The following is a 21,284-nucleotide window of genomic DNA, read 5'->3' on the forward strand; positions in this document are numbered from 1 at the left end:
AAGGCAGCCGATTTTAAATCGATTGCCTTATTTTTTATTCATAGTTTTAGTTCTATTCTTTTCGCACAGCTTCAAAAGTAATCATTTGATTTGCATTTGACGGTTCTTTTTCATAATCATATTCAGCAGAGCACGTAATATTAGAGAAACCTATACTTTCTAAAAGAAGTTTAAACTCTTCTATTCCATACCAGCGCAGCGCAAAGCGTTGTAGTTCTGTTTGTACTAACTGTCCTTTACTCCACTTTTCATATTTCAAATATGATACAGTAACTTGGTTCAGCCAATCTATTTCAATTGATTTATTTTCTAATGTGATTCCGTCTCCACTCGGCAAAGAGAAAGTCGATGTATGAATTTCCCCAGTCTTCCAGTCATGCGGAAGCATAATATCTACGATTAATCGTCCATCTGGATTAAGATGTTCATAAAAACATTTCAATGCATTTATAGAATCCACACGATTTTAAAGAGCTTACTTTAGTAAACTCTTTAGAAAAAATATTTATTTCACAATCGGCAATGTCACTTCACTTAATTTCACTGTAAGTTTCGTGCCAGCTTTCGGTCTAATTGTATAATCATAATCACTTGCAATTAAAACAACTCCGATTTGATGCCCCGCTTTAAATACATAATCATCTGGCTGCATGTCCCATGTAAATGTATAATCTTTGCCCGGTTGAATCGCTGTTGAATTTTCTATACTCTTTAAGTTTTGTGGATCCATCCAGCCTCTCGTTACGATTTCCGGCTTCGCTCCTCCATAGTCAACAAGTAATGCTGTTAAATTTGATACAGATCGATCAATATTTCCTGTAATTGAAATCTTTGGTGTACCACTTATACGCGTATCTTTTTGCAGTACAGGCATTGTATATACTAATCGATTTGCTACTTCTAATTCTGGGTTTGCTACTAATTGGTTTGATTTCATTTGTGCATCATCTAAGAATGAGAAAACTTTATTAGCCGCTCCCATACTTAATGGTAAATTGACTGATTTATTACTTAAATACATACGGATTTTTGAAGGTACAGCCGCTAGATCTGGCCAATTTTTTATCTTTTGCCACGTTTTATTTTCTCGTTGCACATCAACCATTGGTTCATCCATAATTCCATTTTCAATTCCGTACAACCAATAATCTAACCATTTATTTTGTGTTTGCTGCCAGTTATTACTTGATGTCCCACCATGACCACCTTGGTGTAGCCACATTTTACGCGGAACATTATTTTCTCCAAGTGCTTCCCACCATTGCGCGAACTGTTTTGTTTTAACATTCCAATCGTTTAAACCATGAACAACAAATACACTCGCTTTTACATTTTTAGCATCTTTTACATAGTTACGTTTATCCCAAAAATCATTATAATTACCTGTTTTTCGGTCTTGTCCAGCCGTTAACTCTTTTATAACTTGTCCGCAAACTTCAGGGTTTTCCCTTGTCAGTACTGCTTCTGCCATATTATCTGTATCTTCCCCTTGATATCCGCCTGGAGCAATGACTGCACCATTTGCACGATAATAATCATACCAACTACTAATTGCTGCGATTGGAATAATTGTTTTTAAACCTTCGACTCCAGTAGTCGCAACAGCATTTGGTAAAGTACCATTATAGGAAACTCCAGTCATACCTACATTTCCTGTAGACCAATTTGCCTGAACTTCCTCACCCTGTTCTGTAAATGCTTTCGCGCGACCGTTTACCCAATCAATAACAGATTTTGTCCCGAGTATCTCTTGTTCATCTCCAGTTGTAGGGCATCCATCTGATTTTCCAGTACCGATACTTTCGCCTAGAATAACTGCATAACCTCTTGGCACGTAATAGTTCCCATACGAACCAAGATTAACCGCTCCATACGGTTTTCCTTCATACGCATACAATTCTTCATCTACATTATATACAGGAACATCTTTTAATCCAGATCGATATGGACTCATTTCATAAATAACAGGAACTTTCACATTCGGATCTGTCTTTGGACGCATAACTTTTATCGATACTCTGTCTTTCTTACCGTCTCGATCACTATCAACTTCTGTCTCTACATATAAATTTTCGATAATAGCTTCATCGAGAGAATAAATCGGTTTTGTCATCCCATTTTCTAATTCAATTTTTGTACTTTTAGTCTCTTCCTTCTTCTCAGCATGCACATCCATAGTAAAGCTAGGTATAATTGTTGCAGATAGCATTGCTGACAGTGTAATTGCCATTTTCTTTTTACTCAAAATGTTCCCTCCCCTTATTCGTTCTCTTTTACTATATAACAAAATAACTGAAAATTCAGTTTTATTTTATATAAAAGTTGAGAAACTCAAAGATTTCTTATTAAGTAAAATTTAATGCAGGTATGAAAGTATTTTCCCACTTCCTCCTTCTTTATAAAGTGAAACTTTAATCAGCCCTCACCAATTGGGCGTTTAGGATCAGCAGGGCCACTTCTTTGCTTTCGCTGAATTTTGAGGTGGGGTCTTACTGCCCGGCAAATAGCGGGATAAATAGAGAAAAAGACAACCGATATTTCTATCGCTTGCCTTACATTCCATTTATTATTTTTCTAACTCTTTAAAGGTATCTTTCAAGTCTTTATCAGATACCTTTATATCTGCATTTTTAAGCAGTTCTCTAGTAACTTGTTGATGGAATTGAGGATCTTGTATACGTTGCTGTTCTAATTCTTTACGAATATTCTCTTTCTCTTCCTCATACGGTTTAAGCTCTTTTTTATCCGTTAGCTTAATAATATGATATCCGAAAGAAGATTTAACAGGTTCACTCAATTGACCAACTTCTAACTTATACGCAGCATCCTCAAATTCTTTCACCATCATACCAGGTCCAAATTCAGATAGTTCCCCACCTTTTTCTTTAGAACCTGGATCCTCTGAATATTGTTTAGCCAATGCCGCGAAATCTTCGCCACTATTTAATTTTTCTTTAATTTCTTTTGCTGTCTTTTCATCTTTTACTAAAATATGGCTAACTTGAAGCTTTGGCTTATAATGATCTTTAATATCTTTTTCCGTTACGGTTGCTTTAATAGCTTTTTCAAAAGCAAAAGTAAGCTTTAATTTCTCTTTCAACTGATCTTCATTTTTCACACCATTGGATTCCATATATGTATTAAAATTATCGCCCATCTTGTCTTTTAATTCTTTTAGTTGTTTCGTTACCTCTTCATCCGTAACTTTATATTTATCATTTAATACTTTTTCTACTACCATTTCAGATAAATTCTGTTTACCGTAGTTTTCTTTTAATTTTTTGTTAAAATCACTTTCTGAAATGCTTCCTGATTTTGTCGTTACAATATTATCTGATGAACCACATGCAGATAAAGATAACGTCATACCCATTAAAATGCTACCAATTACTAATTTCTTTCTTTTCAAATCTGAATACCTCACTTCATTAAATTCAAATATAACTATTTAAATATAACGTTTTCCTGTGAACTTCACGTGAATTTAATGAAAGTAGAACATTTGCTAATTCTCCATTTAATACATCAATTTTGAAAATTATGGTGATTCATCCTGTATCGCTAATCTCTAAAGCTGCAAAAAGGACTAATATTTTCATTAGTCCTTTTTCACATTTATATAAAATTGAATTTCTCCATCTATAGAGGAAACTCCATATTCAAAACCATGCCTTTCTAAAATACTTTTCACTATCGCTAAACCTAATCCTGTACCTGATTTTTCTTTACTACGAGAAGATTCTAGTACATAAAAAGGCTCCCAAATTTTCTCGATATCCTTAATTTTATCCGTAGGAATGCCATTTTTTATTTGGAAATATATACTTTTATTTCTATCTTCTAATGTAATTATTATGTTTTGATTTGCTGTATATTTTATCGCATTAGAAATTAAATTTTGAAACACCATTCTCATTTTATTTAAATCTGCATAAACGATTGTATCGCCCGCATTACAATTTACTTGCAAGTTAATTTCTTTCGAATCCAGTTCAATCTGATGCTTATCTAATATACTCTGGACCAGTGGTTCAATGGGGAATTCTTCTTTTTGTAAAATATCTCTTTCTAGTTTAGAAAATCGTAATAATTCTTCAATTAAGTTTGATATTTGATCTGTTTGTTTAATAATTGTATCTACATAAGTCCCATCATCTAATCCATCTTTAATCCCCATAGAGTATGCTTTTACTAATGCGATCGGTGTCTTTAATTCATGCGTTACATCACCCATAAATCGTTTTAAATGTTCATTACGATAAGTTAAGTCTTGATGTGCTTCATGTAGTTTTTCACTCATGATATTAATACTATTGGCCAACTCTCCTATTTCATCATTCGTTTTCACTTTCGTTCTTTTAAACTGCAAATGTGAAATATCCTGAGCTACATCACTTAACTCTTTCAGTGGTGTCGTTATTATTTTTGAAAGTATCCACACAAGTAAAATAATAAGAAGGAGCGAGAAACATACGATGTATAAGTAAAATGTATTTAACGTATTTATAATTTCATTTGAATTCGCAATGGAAGTCCCAATTAAAATTATCGTATCATCTTTCGCAATATATTTAGCAAAAAAACTCGCTTTTACCTTTCCTTGATCGTACAGTTTATTCGATTGCCCTTCCGTCTTCACTTTCATAACTTCGTCTTTCGTAATCCAAAGCTTATTTAACGTTACTTTCTTTTTCGTAAGTTGCATGCGTAACGCGTCGTTCATAGCATCTTCTGACTGATTAATTGGCGTATACGCAATTGTAACATTATTTTCACTTTCAATTGTATGAATAACATCTTCTAAATCATTGACTGGCGCATTTTGTATTTGAGTTGTAAATTCATTTAAGTTTTCACGTGTTTTATAAATATTATATTTCGGCAGGAGAAAGTTAATTAATAATAAAGAAATTGTAAATATAAGAATAACGGTTAAAGAAATGCTGAGAAATAGCTTTTTCCCAAGTTTATTCACTTTGTTCCTCCAAACTATAACCCAGCCCACGATGCGTCTTAATAATATTTTCTCCAATTTTTTTACGCAGCCTTCTTACATGTGTATCAACCGTTCTCTCTTCTCCAAAATAGTCAAATCCCCATACAATGTCTAACAATTTTTTACGAGTTAAAATAGTTCCTTTATGATTTAAAAAGCATTTTATTAATTCGAGCTCTGTTTTTGTAATTTCTAACTCTATATCATTTTTATATACTTTATTTTTGGCGAAATTTATCTTTACATCTTGTACTTGAATAATATCATCATGCTGAATAAGTTTTTTCGCTCGTGTAATTAGTACTCCTGGATGAAATGGTTTTTTTACGTACTCATCTGCCCCACTTTGAAGCGCTGCTAATTCATCTTCACTTTCACTTTTCGCCGTAAGCATTAATACTTTTACGCTTGAATTCTTTTTTATTTCCTGACAGACAGTAATACCACTATGTTTCGGCATCATCCAATCCAAAATAGCTAAATCAATTTTTTCATCATAAAATATTTGAAGTGCTTCCTCTCCGTCTTTCGCTAATAATACTTCAAAGCCTTCTTTTTCAAAATAAGCTTTTAAAATCCTTAACATATCTTGTTCGTCATCTGCAATTAAAACTTTCATATTTTTTCCTCCATTGCTTTTAAACAAAAACCAATTGTATCATACAACATCTTTGTTACATGAATGTGACAGAAAAATATTTAAAGCTTTTGAGGGGATAGTAATGGTGAGGTGTTGTACTATGATAAAAAAAATCGGGGTCATTTCTCTTCTTCTATTTCTATTATCAACAAATGCGTTCGCAAATACAAATCAACAAATTGAAGTATTTGATTGTCAAAAAGAAATGGTCATTCAAAAACAATCTTTAGATCCAGTAATCCAAAAAGAAGCAGTTCAATACGCTAAATCAATTACTGGTCCATTTAAAAACTTAAATGTCGTTCCAAAAGATGGCTATATGATAAAAATCCCTTTATCTAAGCCGGTTTCTATTACTAATCAATGGTTACACACTACAATAGACGAAGTACTTATACTACTCCCACTAAAAGAAAAGCCTTATATTATGCTTTATGATGATGAAAATAATCCGCATTTTTATTATGTAAAAGGTAAACCAGGATTATTATTGAAACAAATGAAGGTTAAAACATAATTGACTGAAAAGGAGTCACCTTATAAGCTAAATTTTAAAAGCTAAGGTGCTCTTTTTTATAATAACAATTTAGTAAATGAAATTATAAAAGTTGTCTTTTAATATAAGGATCGCAACTTCATATATCAGCGATTTTTAAGATATATCGATTTACCAACAAAAAAACTGTTCGTAGCTATTATTTGGATAGCAATCTCTATAATACTTTGTAGTGACTCGATCCCTTATATAATCCCCCTTTTACAAATCCATTCGCAGTATAAAACACATCACCTTGCTTCGTGTCAGTATGTAAAACAATCACTTCAAAATATTTTTCCGCATGACATAATAGTTGGTTTAATAATAAGTTCCCTAACCCTATACGCCGATAATCCCTTGAAATATAAAATCTCCTTAACCGCCCAATCTTATTGTCTTTTGTGTACGGATCCTCATTTAAACCTCCAACTCCAATTAACATATCACCTTGGAAAACACCATATAAACATTCTCCAGTTTTATTGAATACATTTATTTTGTTTTTATATTCATTTATTAGCCTTATAAGGAAATTAAAACCTTCTTCTTCACTTTCTTGAACGAGATGACTGAATTCATATTCCATTAAATTTTCTATTTGTTGAATATGTATATCTTTCAAGTCCATTCCCCCTAAGTATGAAAATACATAAAAATGCTCGAGAATCTTTTATTCTGAGCATTTTTATGGTTGTTACTTTATGTAATTTATAGCGTGCGTATTCTTCACTTCATATGTAAATCGATAATACAGTTGATTAATTTTATTATGAAAATATAAGAGCCTTGCTACAATCTAGTGTGTGATAAGGCTCTTTAAAGTTGTTTAATTCTTATCGAATTAAAGCATGTGTTTGTTTAAGTGTATACATTCACCATTTATAAATTCTCTCAAATATACTATCAGTTTATATATTTCTCATTCTTCTCTAACAGGTTCAAAATAAATTGTAATTTGTTAATCGATATGCTTGTGTAACCACTGTTCAAATATCTTTAACTGTTCTTCGGTATGAAAGTAATGTTCACCCGTCTCCATAACTTCTAATTCACAACGATGTTTTTCTGTAAAATAGTTAATAGTTTCAAGTTCACACAGTTCATCCTTGGCTCCGTACAAAATATATGTATCTATATTCCATGTATTAATCGGATGTTCTTTTACATAGCATAAATAATCCCAATGTAACTTTTGACCAATAGGTGTCTCTATAGTCATTTCTTTTTGCAAAAGCTCTGGTGTTACATTAAACCATTTCATCATATTTTCGATAATTCGTTCCATATTAACTACTGGTGATAAAAATAATGCCTTTTCTACCATATCATTTTGATAAGCTAAAAGGCTAAAATACGCTCCCATACTACATGCAAACACGTTTATTTCTTTCCAATGTTCTTTTGCATAATTCATAATTATAGATAATTCACTAACACAAATCTGTACTTTGCAAGGCGTATTATCATCTTTTCTTTCTCCATGCTCAGGTAAATCAAAGCTTAATACTTGATAACCTTTTTGTTTGGCTTCTTCAGCTAATATTTGAATAATTGTATCTTCCTTATTTGACATATTTCCATGTACTGCAATAAAAATTTTATCACTCTTATCTCCCCATAAAACCGCAGGAATATTACTAATTTTAAAATTATTTTTAATCATATTCCCTCCATAAACTAAGACATATAGGACTTGGCAAAAAACGCACACACTTTATTTACCTCTGTACAGCAGGTAATATCCCCTTCAACTCCATTAAATCATCTATTACTACATCAGCCTGAGCAAGTTCATCTTCTTGCGCAAAATCAAAATTACACCCAATTGCAAGTAAACCGTTGTCTTTCGCTGCATTTATATCAGATAGCCGGTCACCAACTACCGCTGCCTCTTTTATATCATATTTGTTCATAATACTTTTAACTAAGTCACCTTTATTTAGCGATTGTATTTGTTCAATACTAAACGTTTCAATCACCCACTTGTCTAAAGCATAATAAGTTACGATTGCTCGTAAATATTCTTTCAAACCATTACTAGCAATGTAAATGGAACAATTATTTTCTTTTATATATGTAAATATTTCTTTTACATTTGGATATAAAGCGCCTTTTCCGCTTTTTATGTTTTCAATAAGTCTATCTAAAAAATATGCATCTGTTTGTTCTCTTATTTCAATAGAATGGTCCGGTAATAAAGCTTCCCAAACTTTCGGTAACGGCACACCCATAATTTCTCTATATTTATCAATTGGTGTTACTGTATCCCATAATTGTAATGATCTTAAGTGATCAAAAGTATCATCTAATGATAATTCTAAAATTTTATCTGTTTGAAATAACGTACCATCCATATCAAAAATTAATGCTTGTAACATTCCTATCTCTCCTTTTGGACTATGGTTTTACCAGATATATTTTTAAGCATCTCAATAATAATTTCTGAGCAATAATTCGCAGCAGTTTTCGCGAAGTCATCATAAGAAATTTGAGCTTCATCATTTGCGCTGTCAGAAATACATCTTATAATGAGAAACGGTATATCATTTATATAGGCAACATGTCCAATTGCTGCCCCTTCCATTTCTGTACAATGAGGTGCGTATTCGTCTATTAATTTCGCCTTTAACTTTGAATCTTCAACAAAACATTCACCGCTGACAATTCTTCCTTCATGAACTGCAATCTGTAAACTACTACTAATACAAGCTTTACGTGCTAACTCTACCAATTCCTTACTTGCAATAAATTCCTCTTGGAACGGAAATAAGTTTTTCATTTGAGTTTTACTTACATCATGATGAGTAACATTCGTTGAAATAACTATATCGCCGACTTTTACATCTGAATGTAATCCGCCAGCAACGCCCGTATTAATGATAGAGTCTACATCAAATTTATGAATTAATGTTTGCGCGCATGCAGCTGCATTTACTTTCCCTACACCAGAACGTGTAATAATTACTTCTGTTCCCATGAATTCTCCAATATAAAAAGGCATTCCCGCTATTGTCTGTTCCTCTTGTATAACTAGTTTTTCTAAAAGTAAATCTATTTCAATTTGCATTGCTCCGATAATGCCGATTCTGTTTATGTATGTAGTCCCCTTTATTAATTAATCCCTTTAATCCGCTCAGACATAACCGATAATAAAAATTTCGGAAGTACAAGTTGTCGCTTTAATCTTTTCGGCTGTGAGAGTAACCTATACAGCCATTCAGTTCCAGTATCCCTCATTATTTTTGGTGCTCTTTTTACAGTACCAGATATTATATCAATCATGCCTCCGATACCAATAGATAGCGGAACGTTTAATGTTTGTATGTTTTCATAGATGAACTCTTCTTGTTTTGGTGAACCTAGTCCTACGAGTAGTAAATGCGGCTTGAACTGCTTAATTTTCATTTTTATTTCCTCTATTTCTTCACCATTTACAAATCCATGCTGTCCTTTAAATTGTGCTCCTGGGAACTGCTCATTTAATTTTTCTAATGCCTTTTTATTACTTTCTGGCGCAGCTCCAAAAAGAAAGACACGATATTCATTGTCGTTACAATATTTTATTAAATCGTGAGTTAAATCCGCCCCAGTAACACGTTCTTTCAAACTTCCTTTTAATATTTTCGAGCCAATTATGACACCAATCCCATCCGCTGTTATTAAATCCGCAGATAGTAACATCTTTTTAAACTCCTTTGATTTTTCCGTATTTTCCTTTGCAGACATAACAATTTCAGGATTTGCAGTTACTACAAACCTTGGTTTCTCTTGTTGTTCATGTAGCCAACCTTTTAATAAACTTATAGCTTTTGCATATTCTAAAGTTGAAAAAGGTATACCTTTTATAAACTGCTGATCCACTGTACTCTCCCCTTACATAAGCTGCAAATATTCATCAATGTCTTTAGAAATTTGAATAAAAGCTTTATTCCAAAATTCATAATTTCTTATATCTATTTCAAAATGTTTTTTCATAAGCTCCTCTACTGGAGCCTTTCCTGTTTCTCGTAAGAACTCTTTATATTTCGAATGAAAAGTACTTTTACCTTCTTGAGCTATTTCTAATAAGCTAAAACTTACTAAATATCCAAATGTGTATGGATAATTGTAAAAAGGAACATCTGCTATATAAAATTGAATATATTTCATCCATACAAACGGCTGGTATTCACTTAAAGCTTTTCCATAAGCTTCTTTTTGTGCAATTATAGATAATTTCTCAATTTCATCAGCACTTAAAGGACCCTCTTTACATTTTTCATAAAATGTTTTTTCAAACTGATACGATGCTCGTATTGCCATTACATAATTAAAACTATTTCTTATTTTCCAGCTAAGTAATGACTTTTTCGTATCTTTACTATCCGTTGTTTCAATTAGATAATTTAAGAGTACCGTTTCAAAGAAAATAGATGCTGATTCAGCCGTACTCATTGGCAAATAATCATCTAAAAAAGACGTAGATTGTTCAAAACTCATATTATAAAAGTGCCAAGCATGTCCTAATTCATGAGCGAGCACTCTTACACTATCTATACTCCCATCATAACGAATGGAAATTCTCGATTCTTTCTCACTGAAAAATGGAGCACAAAACCCACCTGGTGGTTTATTCTCTCTCGGTTCAGCATCTACCCAACCACTTTCTATCGCATTACGTGCAAATTCTGCTAATTCTTCATCAATATTCTTACATGCATCATAAACGTTTTGTATTGCTACTGAAAAAGGAATCATGATCTCATTACTTTCCTTTACCGTCATAAGTTCATGCCATGTAATTGAAGCTTTTCCTTTCTTATACACGTTTAAAGCACTTACTAATTTATCAAGGTTTTCTTCTGTCGCATTCCACATTTGGAATAATACAGTTTCTGAAATGCCATTCGCATGAAAAGATTGTGTTAAAATCTCTCTATCTTCTATTTCATTACTCTTTGCATTACGCAATCTCCCTATTTGATTTAATACAGTAGCAAAGATTTCTTTTTCCTTATGTAAAGTACTTGTAAGTAACTCGAATACTTCTAATCTTTCCTTTTCATTATCACTATTCATTGCAATAGTATTTGCTTGTCCAAAGGATAATTGTTTATTATTGTGCTCTATTTCTATCCTATCCCGTAATTGTATGTACATATTTTCCCAAGCATTAAGCTCATCTTTTATTAACTTAGTATTATCTGAAGTTTCCACTTCATTATGTTTTATTACTTGCTGTAATTCATTTTTTAGTTCCTTCACTTTCACGGTCAATTTAGTAAGGTCAGATGGTACACTTTCTTCAACTGATCTACAGTACAAATAGTATTCTGTTTTCTCAATAGCTTGTATTAGCTTTGAAAGAACCTCTACATCTTTTGTTACAAAATATTTCTCTTTCAACTCCAAAATTGGAAATAGAATATCCTCATTCAAATACAAGCGATTTAAATCCCATCTAGCAATTTCTTGCATTTTTATAGTCGCCTCCTATTTTTACAAATAGTTACAGATATTTCTCCCCACACAATTATATATGAAATGGCAAAATTTTGATATCTTCAAATATTTAAATTCCTACAAATACATTCTTATTTATACTCTTTTCTTCTACCATTAAGTATCATTCCACATATAAAAAATACTCCCTCTACAAGAGAGCAATTCATATAGGAAAACTTCAAAGATTTTATCTTCACCAATACCATATCGACCGGTAATCACAGATTAAAGAAAAAAGGATTGATCAAATGATCAATCCTTTACTCTACTTCATTTAAGAAAAATAACGTTATAACGCCAGGTCCTGTATGTGCTCCGATTGCTGCACCAATTGTATTTACGATAAATACTTCACAACCGAATCTTTCCGTAATTAATGATTTTAATGCTTCCGCTGTTTCTAAGTCATCACCATGAGTGATACCGATCGTTTGACCTTTAAGGTCTTTACCACGCTCTTCCATAATATCAACAATTCGGCTTAATACTTTCTTTTTCCCTCTTACCTTTTCAAGTGGTACAAGTTTTCCTTCTTCCACGTTTAAGATAGGCTTAATGTTTAGTAAACCACCGATAAAACCAGCTACTTTACTTAAACGTCCACCTCTAACAAGGTACTGTAAGTCAGCTACAGTGAAGATGTGCTCCATATGGTTCATTAGAAAAGCGACACGGTTTAAAATATCTTCTTTTGATGCGCCGTCTTTTGCCATTTTAGCAGCTTCTAAAACGACAAGACCTTGACCAAGCGAAGCACATTTTGTATCAATAATTTCTAAATCTAAATCTGCATATGTTTCTTTTACTTCCTCTTTAATGACAACTGATGATTGATATGTACCAGACAGTTCAGATGAAAAAGCTAAATATATACAAGGATTACCTTCTTTTGCATAAGAAACAAATTTTTCTTGGAAAGTTTCAAGTGAAGGCAATGATGTTCTATAAACAGCGCCTTCTCTCATTTTTTGTAATAATGTAACTGACTCTAATGTTACTCCATCTAAATACTCTGTTTCTGCTTCATCATATACACGGAGTGGAATTAAATCAATATCATATGCTTGCAGCAATTCTACTGGTAAATCCGCCGCACTATCCGTAATGATTTTAACACTCATTTTTAAACCTCTATTCTGTTATAAATATAAAATAATAAAATAAAAATAGTACTTTTAAATTATATACGTAAAACTTAAATGAAGAAAGGAAAACACTTTATATTGTATGCACTATTCTTCAAAACTTGAACTATTAATGAAAATGATTCTATTTTAAACACCTTTTTCTTATTATTTTTCTATAACACGAGTAATTTTATAAGTATTTTGTATCCGTATATTTTACTTCTTTAACTTAATATTAACTTTTCAAATTCATACTGTTTAAAATTGAAAAGCCAAATCCAATAAAGGAAATGGCTTTTCAATTTTCATAAAATAACCAAACTTTATTTTCCATCACATTGTTTGTTTACATTCATACTTTGGTGATGTTGAATATTAGTCCAGTTATGATAAATATTTATAGCCTGTACTATAATTAAAACAGTGAATATTTACCTGTAAGATGCACTATATCTAAATAAGGTTAAACATTTTATAAAATATTTAATTTTACTAGTAAAGCTAATAAAATTTGGAGAAGAATTTGAACATTTACTGCTATGTCTGTATCTGTAGTCGTAACTGTAACATTTCTAGAATTTCTAATAACAGTTTCTTGTTTATTAATTTGTTTAATAGATGATTTTTGAAACAATTCTTGTGCTACACGGTCAGCTTTTTCACTATCTGCTATAGAAATACTTATTATAACCACGATAGCTGCTTGTAATGCAGCTTGAATAGATAACGCAGCTTTTGTATCTGTAGTAGTAACTTCTACATCTGCTGAATCAACTATTGTAATAGATTCTTCAGAAATTTGGTAAGTTTTACTTTCTTGTGCTGCAGCTTCTGAAACGGTAGCATTTTTAAAAGATGGATGAGGATTTGAGGAGTCTAATGCACTCCACCTTTTATTTTCATCTGAATGACATGTTTTTTTCATACATTCACCCCCTTTCAATCTAAATAATTATTAACTTGTGATTGTATTTCAGAAACAATACTTTTAATTTGCTGCTTTTTTTCTGGCGATAAATTTTTTAGTTTTTCTTCATTTATCCCATGCCTATTAAAAATATCTGAGAGTAAAAGGTCTATAATTATATTCTTTTGATCCTTATCAAACTTAAAGGAAGAAAATTTATTTAAATCATCCATTTACAATATTCACTCCTATCAGTTTTCTATAAAAATTTAGATTAACTACCAGCATTATATGTATTTAAATAAAAAATGCTTGGACAAGTAACTTAATCTTTTATTTTCACGGCTTTTTACTAATAAAATCAAAAAGCTGTCTTCTAATACGAAGACAGCTTTCCTTTACTTCACATATATAAGTTTTATTCACTGTTAAATAATAGGTTCACCTTTGTTATTGTGTAGTTTTCCACACTTAATTTCCCATCAATCTTGAATATTAATTCAGTCATAATGAGAAAGTCCAAGCTTGTACCACATATTACAACAAAAAATATTTACTTAGAGTGAACCCTTATAGCTAAATATAAATAGGATAGACACTTTATAAAATGTTTAGTTTAACTAGTAACGCTAATAAAATTTGAAGAAGAATTTGAATATTCACTGCAATATCTGTATCAGTAGTTGTTACGGTTACGTTTCTGGAATTTTTAATAAATGTTTTTTGTCTATTAATTTGTTTAATAGATGATTTTTGAAACAATTCTTGTGTTATTTTATCTGCCTTTTCACTATCTGCTATAGAAATACTTACTACAACCACAATAGCTGCTTGTAACGCGGCTTGGATAGATAGTGCAGCTTTTGTATCTGTAGTAGTAACTTGTACATCTGCTGAATCTACTATTTCAATATATTCCTCAGAAACTTGATCGATTTCATCTGTTTGTATAGCTTCTTCTAAAAAATTTGCATTTTTACTAAATGAATAAGAATTTACTGATTCGGAATCCTGTTTTTTTGGTTCAGAACCCCGATTTAATGGATCACGTTTTTTCTTTCTTCTACAAACTTCACAATCACACATAAAATCACCCCTTTTAGTCTAAAAAATTAGCAATATAAAAATATTGGCTAACTACTAGCATTTTATGTATTTTCAAAAAAATTGTTTGGACAAGTAACTGAATTTATATTTTATTTCTAATTCTTTTTTGTAATAACAAAAAGCTGCCTTCTAATAAGAAGACAACCCTCTTTTATTTCACATTTATATAAAAGACCCATACTTAAATACATTTAACTTCATATGATATATTGCATCCTTTCTTTTTAGAATAAGTAGTCGTTACTGAAGGGCACTTTTCGAAGTGCTCTTATCTTTAATCCCCCTCTTTTTCAGGAAGAATTTTTTTTACTAAATCCTAATATGATTTGTATCACTAGGGCTGGCGATTACCACATTTCCTTAATAGCTTCAATGAATACAGTAGCTACTAATTAAAATAACCCTATGATTTTCTCTACACTTAAACAATCTTGCGTTACCGAACACATAAACTAATTTTTATTTTGACTATGTAACACTAAATTCACAAGATTATTATCCTATGTTTGGTGAAGCCATCATTTCAATGCCAGCAATCCCAAACTTTTAACTAATAACTTAAACAAATGTGCTATCTCAAGGTTCTTTTGATATAGTATCTTATGTTCTATATAATGAAGAGAGCGCTAGTATTTCCAAGGAGGATGTATATGAGTATTCAATTGGCTACATCTAACGATTTAGAATGGGTTAATAATCAATATGACTCAATAGGATTTGTACGGAGTGATTTAAAGAGAGATAAAGTTGCAATTATTACATATAACAACGAGTATGCAGGCGTTGGCCGATTAGTCCAAATAGATGAAGATACTTTAGAAATGGGCGGAATTTTTATTCTGCCTCAATTTAGAGGGCTACAATTAGCTGGTGAGCTTGTTTTATTTTTAGTAGAAACTGCAAAAAAATCACAAATACAAAATGTATATTGTCTTCCTTTTGAGGAATTAGAAAACTTTTATAAGAAATATGGATATACTGAAGTCAATACTACGAAAGAAGCAGTCCATCCAATCATTCTAAAAAAATATAATTGGTGTTTGGAGAATTACGATAAACACGTTCTACTCTTCAAATTGTAAATGTAATAAAAAAATATATTCTCAATCGTTTTTCTATCAGTACTCCTAATGGGAGCTAAGGATTAATCAAAGATATTTTATCTCTCCTTTTATAAATGGCTGATTAAAACTCAATGTTCTGTCAATACTATAGGTAACATGATTGTATTTCTCCATTCCCCCTTGGAGAAGAGCAGTTAGCTTTTGCTAACTGCTCTTTTATTTTTTCAAAAAGTCACATAAATATCTTTAATTCCAAACATTCAAAAGATAAAATGTGATAAAATTGTTATGAAGATATTTACCAACTAATACATGCGCCCTAGACTTACGTACTAGGGCGCATGTATTTTTTAGTATGTAACTCCTTCACTCATCTATTATCTACAAAATAAGTATCATATGCCTTATCAAATTCATATCCTAACTTTTCTGCTAGTTTAGCAGATGTAGTATTCGCTGCGTCCCAGTTTGGATACTTTCCATTTTCTAAGCAATCCAATATAATAGCTGCACTAACTACAGTTGCCAAGCCCTCTCTTCTATGATTGTGATCAGTCGCAACTTCAATTTCAATCCCATCATTATAAATACTATAGGAGGATGCACCGCATACAACTTCTCCATTATATAAAATGCTATAACCTATACCACGGTTTATATAATCTTCTATCGAATGAAATTGACTTGTAAAATCTTCAGATATCTTATGTAATTTGGGGCTATTTGCGATATGCTCATCTATTCTTCTTAACTCATATTCTTTTGGAAGTGCTGATATAAAAGATTGTAATTTTGAACGATTAAAAACTTCTGGATTTCGTTTGAATTTATAACGTAAAAACTTATCTATTTTTCTTTCATGGAATGTTTCTAAGCGTTGTTTCCACTCTTCACTATTTACGATAACTAAAATTCTTTTTGGAATATTACGTAATAACTCTTCTGTTTCTTTCGTATTTGGGTCTCCAGCGTAAAATGTAAAAATTCCTACCGTAACTTGTGCTACTGTTGGATTTTCAAGATCATTTACCCAAGCAGTACCCATATGCCCTTGTAAATAAGAAAGTAAAACAACGTTATTGAAATCCTCAAACATAGAAACTAGTTTTTTTCTTGTATGTATATTCGCTTCATATATCATTTACATTCCCGCCTTCTTTAGAATCAACCACTCTTAACATTTTCATGAGCGCTCCATAATTCGTATTCATATACACACCCACCTGTTCATCATAAAAGCAATTGACTATTAAATTGAAACTTCGAATATTTATAAAATATCAGTAAACATAAAATGATTATAACATCTACTAACTATGAAATGATCAACCTATAAAATAAGTCAACAATAAATATATTTCTTACTCGTTAACAAATGGCTTAAAGGATCAACATAATTAATTATGTAACAACCCTCAACAATAGTTTGAGGGTTCATTTAAATACATGTATTATAACTCATTTTTATAAATAAAAGATTCCGTCTCACCGTTCTTATATACTTTAGTCAATTTAACAACTGACTTGTACGTATTATCGTCATCCTCTATCATTTTTTCATCTCTTCTATTTCGGCATCACCAGTTCCGCCCTCTATTTTTAAACAGTTCGAAATGGCAAGGTATCCGCTTGATGCCAATATAAAAATAAAAATCGTATCAGGAAAATTAATAAATAATAATCCGTAGTTTAAAGGGTCTCCAGCTGGATGTGATAAAAGTAATCGAAAACCTACCAAAACCTACCAGTTCAGGTACTTGAACAAAATCTCTAGAAACTCTCGGTTCACAACCCACTTACACTCCATCCCTTCTCTATATAGAATTGCTACTACATACATATAGGAAGAAAATAAGAAAAGCTTGGACAATATAACTTTAACGTAACATTATCGTTACCTACTCGTACATTTATATGGAAATCACACCAATTTTGAGTAAGGACACATAATTTTTACTATAAATACATATAACAATTTCATCTTTCATAAAAAAAACGTTATAATGAGGTGTAGCCTCTACGATTACGTTATAAAGGAGATTAAAATTATGGCTAAAATTAAAGTGTACCAAGCAAAAGAAGAAAATATGGATGCAGTAAAAAATATCATTGATGTTGAGGAACAAAACCCAACTACTGAAAATTTACAAAATCTATATGCGTGTGTATTAGATACTGAAGATATGGCATTGCCTGAATCATATATTGAAGAAGATATCTTAATTGATTCTATTGAAGTTATGGTTAACGCTTCTCAAAGCAAAGTAAGAGACTTAGGCGCATACGATGTAATCGAAGTTCAAAACAAAGGCAAGAAAACGCAAATTTTATTACTTGCAGACGAAGAATACGAAATTATCGAAGGCTAATCTAACACCGTACATACGAAAAATCTCCTTTCCAATTGGAAAGGAGATTTTTCATTACGCTTTTGATGTTTCACTCTTTTTATTCATTTGTTCTTTCTTAATTACCATACGCTCATTTCCCATAAAGAAAATGAATATGAATGCTAATCCAGCTGGTACCAATGCCCACATGAATGTTTGAACAATTGAACTAGAAAGAGCGTCAATAATCTTATCTAATATTTGCGGAGGGATTTGAGATCTTGCCGATTCTGATAAAATGGCTCTTGAATCCCCTAATTTTGTATTCATTCCCCCGCTCATCCCTTTAAATGCTTCTTCTAATTGATCTTGGAAACCTGTTCTTTGGATCATTCCGAAGATTGTAATACCTAGTGTCATTCCTAATGAACGAATGAAGTTACTCGTTGAAGTCGCAGATCCACGCTGTTCCATACCGAAGTTATGAATTGAAGCCATACTTAGTACAGAGAATGAGAAACCTACTCCAAATCCGATAATAATCATATAAACCGTTAATAATGCACGACTTGTTTCTGGCGTTAATGTACTTAATAAGAATAATCCGATTAACATAATAACAGCAGAAATAATCATAATGTTTCGGTAGCTCAGCTTAGTCGTTAAAAATCCACCTAACTGCGCTGTTACGACTGATCCTAGCATCATAGGTAAAAGTAATAATCCTGAGTTTGTTGCAGTCCCGCCGTATACACCTTGAATGAATAACGGAATGTAAACAGTTGCTGACATAAATGCAGCACCGTAACATAATGCAATAATTGTACTCATTCCGAATAAGCGCTGCTTAAACATCTCAAATGAAATAATTGGTTCTTCTACTTTTCGTTCAATAAAAATGAATGCGATGATTAAAATAGCGAATCCACCAAATAAACTTAAAATAAAGCTAGAATCCCAATCATATTTTTGTCCGCCTAGTTCAAGCGCAAACATTAAAGAAACTACTGCACCAACTAAAGTAATTGCGCCAAACCAATCAATCTTTTGCTTTCTATGAACGCGTGATTCTTTATAAAAGAATGTAATAAAAATAAGTGCTAAAATGCCAAGTGGTAAGTTAATATAAAATACCCAGTGCCAGCTAATATAATCGGTAATATATGCGCCAAGTAATGGCCCGAAAATACTAGATAATCCAAATACAGCTCCGAATAAACCACCCATTTTCCCGCGTTTTTCAGGTGGAAAAATATCAAAAACGATAGTAAACGCGATCGGCACTAATGCCCCGCCGCCAATACCTTGAATGGCACGATAAATACCTAACTGTGTAATATTTTCAGCAGTACCACAAAGTGCCGAACCAATCATAAAGACAATTAAACCGAAAATAAAGAATCTCTTTCTACCATACATATCTGATAGCTTACCGAAAATAGGCATGCCTGCCATTTCTGCGACCATATAGGCAGAAACGACCCATACAAAGTTTTCGAGGCCTCCTAAGTCACCAACGATTGTTCCCATCGCCGTTACGACAATGGTATTATCCATCGATGCCATTAAAATACCTAGCAATAAGCCCGCCACAACAAAGCCGAGCTTATTATTCTTCTCAACCATATCTCTTGCTCTCCCTCATACTACTTATATTTGTTTATGTTCTTTTACGACTGCATTACCTTTTTGATTAAAACTAGTATGATATTCTACAACACTAATTTCACATCCAGGACCAATTGTGACGTTGTTGCCTCTTACAACTTCAGCAATCGTATGTTCTAAATAGATATCATCTCCTTCAACAATTGAAGTTTGGAGGTTTCCAGCATGACTAGTAAAAGGAATAAATCTCGCTTTTTTACGAACGGTAATTTTTTTACCACCAATTTCTCTTACCTTACTGCCTTCATAACGAAGTGAGATTTGAATATTTTCAGCATTAAGTAATCCATCACTTTCAAGACCACCAGTTAATGATAAATCTTCTACTTCAATATCTCCCTTTACATTTAAAGCACCTTTTACATCTACGAAATCACCTGAAAACTTTCCTTCAATATCTATCATACCTCTAACTTTTGTTTTTTCAATATGAGCATCACCATGAATTTGTGTATTACCATATACTTTTACATATTCCGCATCTACATTTCCTTGTACTTCGTTATCTCCATACACGACATAGTTTTTCACTTTCACATTACCGCGTACATCACTCGTTCCGTACGTTTTAAACTCATTGCAACTCATATCATTCGTAATTGTTCCTTCACCGCGAATCTTCACTTTATTATAATCTCCGCCTGCTGAATTACCAGAACCATTTACTGTGAGACTATGTGGATGTTCCATACTGATTTCTCCCTTCCGTTAAACCTGCTTAATTTCTTTTACATTTGCATTTTTATCAACAGTAAGAACACCGGTATATTCAATCAGTTCAATCTCACAGTTTGCTCCTACTGTAACATTGTTTCCTCTTACCGTTCTTATGTGAGCATAATCAATATCGATATTGTCACCTTCTAATAGTTCAGCTTCTAACTGCAAGCCAAATACTGTTTTAAATAGCCTACTAAATGTACCTGATCTATGTCTTACTTTAATCGTTTGACCACCAATTTCTTTCGCTCGACATGTACCGTGAATATTTATATTAATTTCATCTGCGCTTAATAAACCACCGATTGTAAATTGTCCTTCTGAAGAAAAAGTATCCACTTCACAATTACCGTCAATTGTAGCTTGACCATTGACTTTAAATTCTTCACCAGTGACATTTCCACCTATCGTACCTTTTCCTGCAATTTTCAAACTGTTTGCTTTTACATTTTGCGTAATTGTTGCTTTTCCATCAATTCGCATCGTTTCAGCTTGAACTGTGCCATCAACTTTACCAGATCCGCTAATTCGTGCACTGCTACTTTTCAAATCGCCAGTAACTGCACCGTAACCGTTACATTCAAATTGCTCACATTCAACATTTCCATTCACAGTTCCTTTTCCGTTTAATTGCACTTTATGAAACTCGCCACCATTCGATGAACCGTAACCATTTATAATCAAATTATCTGTACGCATACTT

21 protein-coding genes and 2 pseudogenes are annotated in these 21,284 nt (G+C 32.1%); 3 read left to right on the forward strand and 20 right to left on the reverse strand.

The features are described 5' to 3' along the window. Positions 1-52: 52 nt before the first annotated feature. The 5 genes and pseudogenes from N2V80_RS14125 to N2V80_RS14145 form a co-directional block, all read right to left on the reverse strand. Positions 53-466: pseudogene (locus N2V80_RS14125) on the reverse strand (class I SAM-dependent methyltransferase); the annotation flags it as partial. A 39-nt stretch (positions 467-505) separates the two neighbouring features. Further along, the gene (locus N2V80_RS14130; RefSeq protein ID WP_061655631.1) at positions 506-2,245 is read right to left on the reverse strand and encodes a Xaa-Pro dipeptidyl-peptidase; all 1,740 of its coding nucleotides are present in this window, start codon (positions 2,243-2,245) and stop codon (positions 506-508) included. Positions 2,246-2,566: 321 nt separating this feature from the next. Then, positions 2,567-3,409: a peptidylprolyl isomerase PrsA gene (locus N2V80_RS14135; RefSeq protein ID WP_002103226.1), complete on the reverse strand. Its 843-nt coding sequence runs from the start codon at positions 3,407-3,409 to the stop codon at positions 2,567-2,569. A 189-nt stretch (positions 3,410-3,598) separates the two neighbouring features. Further along, entirely contained in the window at positions 3,599-4,975 is a 1,377-nt protein-coding gene (locus N2V80_RS14140; protein ID WP_061655630.1) for a sensor histidine kinase, read from the reverse strand. Next, positions 4,968-5,615 (reverse strand): response regulator transcription factor, encoded by a 648-nt coding sequence (locus N2V80_RS14145; RefSeq protein ID WP_000865979.1) that lies wholly within the window; start codon positions 5,613-5,615, stop codon positions 4,968-4,970. The genes N2V80_RS14140 and N2V80_RS14145 overlap by 8 nt, the downstream gene beginning before the upstream one ends. Before the next feature lie 121 nt (positions 5,616-5,736). On the opposite strand from N2V80_RS14145, the gene N2V80_RS14150 reads away from it, so the two are divergent. Beyond that, entirely contained in the window at positions 5,737-6,153 is a 417-nt protein-coding gene (locus N2V80_RS14150; RefSeq protein WP_000591772.1) for a hypothetical protein, read from the forward strand. A 196-nt stretch (positions 6,154-6,349) separates the two neighbouring features. Here the strand turns inward: N2V80_RS14150 and N2V80_RS14155 are convergent, their stop codons facing one another. The 10 genes from N2V80_RS14155 to N2V80_RS14200 form a co-directional block, all read right to left on the reverse strand. Next, positions 6,350-6,802 (reverse strand): GNAT family N-acetyltransferase, encoded by a 453-nt coding sequence (locus N2V80_RS14155; RefSeq protein WP_080450962.1) that lies wholly within the window; start codon positions 6,800-6,802, stop codon positions 6,350-6,352. A gap of 330 nt (positions 6,803-7,132) precedes the next feature. Then, entirely contained in the window at positions 7,133-7,837 is a 705-nt protein-coding gene (locus N2V80_RS14160) for an alpha/beta hydrolase (RefSeq protein WP_061655629.1), read from the reverse strand. A gap of 55 nt (positions 7,838-7,892) precedes the next feature. Beyond that, positions 7,893-8,552, reverse strand: coding sequence for an HAD hydrolase-like protein (locus tag N2V80_RS14165; protein ID WP_000938413.1), 660 nt, complete (start codon positions 8,550-8,552; stop codon positions 7,893-7,895). Positions 8,553-8,554: 2 nt separating this feature from the next. Next, positions 8,555-9,268: a 5'-methylthioadenosine/adenosylhomocysteine nucleosidase gene (locus N2V80_RS14170; protein WP_001079723.1), complete on the reverse strand. Its 714-nt coding sequence runs from the start codon at positions 9,266-9,268 to the stop codon at positions 8,555-8,557. 17 nt (positions 9,269-9,285) lie between these two features. Further along, on the reverse strand, positions 9,286-10,035 hold the full coding sequence (locus N2V80_RS14175) for a WecB/TagA/CpsF family glycosyltransferase (RefSeq protein ID WP_000372653.1): 750 nt from the start codon (positions 10,033-10,035) through the stop codon (positions 9,286-9,288). 12 nt (positions 10,036-10,047) lie between these two features. After that, positions 10,048-11,631, reverse strand: coding sequence for a M3 family metallopeptidase (locus tag N2V80_RS14180; RefSeq protein WP_001155357.1), 1,584 nt, complete (start codon positions 11,629-11,631; stop codon positions 10,048-10,050). A 287-nt stretch (positions 11,632-11,918) separates the two neighbouring features. After that, the gene (locus N2V80_RS14185) at positions 11,919-12,779 is read right to left on the reverse strand and encodes a DegV family protein (protein ID WP_000111645.1); all 861 of its coding nucleotides are present in this window, start codon (positions 12,777-12,779) and stop codon (positions 11,919-11,921) included. A 478-nt stretch (positions 12,780-13,257) separates the two neighbouring features. Beyond that, positions 13,258-13,710, reverse strand: a complete 453-nt coding sequence (locus N2V80_RS14190) for a spore coat protein (protein WP_000750486.1) — start codon at positions 13,708-13,710, stop codon at positions 13,258-13,260. Positions 13,711-13,724: 14 nt separating this feature from the next. Beyond that, positions 13,725-13,925 carry a spore coat protein W gene (locus N2V80_RS14195; protein ID WP_000342253.1) on the reverse strand — a complete coding sequence of 67 codons (201 nt, stop codon included), beginning with the start codon at positions 13,923-13,925 and terminating at the stop codon, positions 13,725-13,727. 367 nt (positions 13,926-14,292) lie between these two features. Then, the gene (locus N2V80_RS14200; protein ID WP_000332786.1) at positions 14,293-14,778 is read right to left on the reverse strand and encodes a spore coat protein; all 486 of its coding nucleotides are present in this window, start codon (positions 14,776-14,778) and stop codon (positions 14,293-14,295) included. A 671-nt stretch (positions 14,779-15,449) separates the two neighbouring features. Here N2V80_RS14200 and N2V80_RS14205 point away from each other — a divergent pair. After that, on the forward strand, positions 15,450-15,881 hold the full coding sequence (locus N2V80_RS14205; protein ID WP_061655658.1) for a GNAT family N-acetyltransferase: 432 nt from the start codon (positions 15,450-15,452) through the stop codon (positions 15,879-15,881). A gap of 352 nt (positions 15,882-16,233) precedes the next feature. Here N2V80_RS14205 and N2V80_RS14210 read toward each other — a convergent pair whose 3' ends face one another. Both N2V80_RS14210 and N2V80_RS14215 read right to left on the reverse strand, forming a co-directional pair. Next, a complete protein-coding gene (locus tag N2V80_RS14210) occupies positions 16,234-17,004 on the reverse strand; it encodes a GNAT family N-acetyltransferase (RefSeq protein ID WP_061655657.1) in 771 nt (256 codons plus the stop codon). 310 nt (positions 17,005-17,314) lie between these two features. Next, a pseudogene (locus N2V80_RS14215) lies at positions 17,315-17,650 on the reverse strand (BC_2878 family exosporium-associated protein); the annotation flags it as partial. 261 nt (positions 17,651-17,911) lie between these two features. On the opposite strand from N2V80_RS14215, the gene N2V80_RS14220 reads away from it, so the two are divergent. Next, on the forward strand, positions 17,912-18,232 hold the full coding sequence (locus N2V80_RS14220) for a hypothetical protein (RefSeq protein ID WP_001062731.1): 321 nt from the start codon (positions 17,912-17,914) through the stop codon (positions 18,230-18,232). A gap of 54 nt (positions 18,233-18,286) precedes the next feature. Here the strand turns inward: N2V80_RS14220 and N2V80_RS14225 are convergent, their stop codons facing one another. From N2V80_RS14225 to N2V80_RS14235, 3 genes are read right to left on the reverse strand one after another with little or no spacing between them, the layout of a single operon-like run. Beyond that, a complete protein-coding gene (locus N2V80_RS14225) occupies positions 18,287-19,819 on the reverse strand; it encodes an MDR family MFS transporter (RefSeq protein WP_000229618.1) in 1,533 nt (510 codons plus the stop codon). A 24-nt stretch (positions 19,820-19,843) separates the two neighbouring features. After that, entirely contained in the window at positions 19,844-20,551 is a 708-nt protein-coding gene (locus tag N2V80_RS14230) for a polymer-forming cytoskeletal protein (RefSeq protein ID WP_000400908.1), read from the reverse strand. 18 nt (positions 20,552-20,569) lie between these two features. Next, a complete protein-coding gene (locus tag N2V80_RS14235) occupies positions 20,570-21,280 on the reverse strand; it encodes a bactofilin family protein (protein WP_001258385.1) in 711 nt (236 codons plus the stop codon). Between the last annotated feature and the right edge of the window lie 4 nt (positions 21,281-21,284).

The sequence above is a fragment of the Bacillus sp. FSL W8-0640 genome (genome assembly GCF_038007725.1).
Lineage (GTDB): Bacteria > Bacillota > Bacilli > Bacillales > Bacillaceae_G > Bacillus_A > Bacillus_A cereus.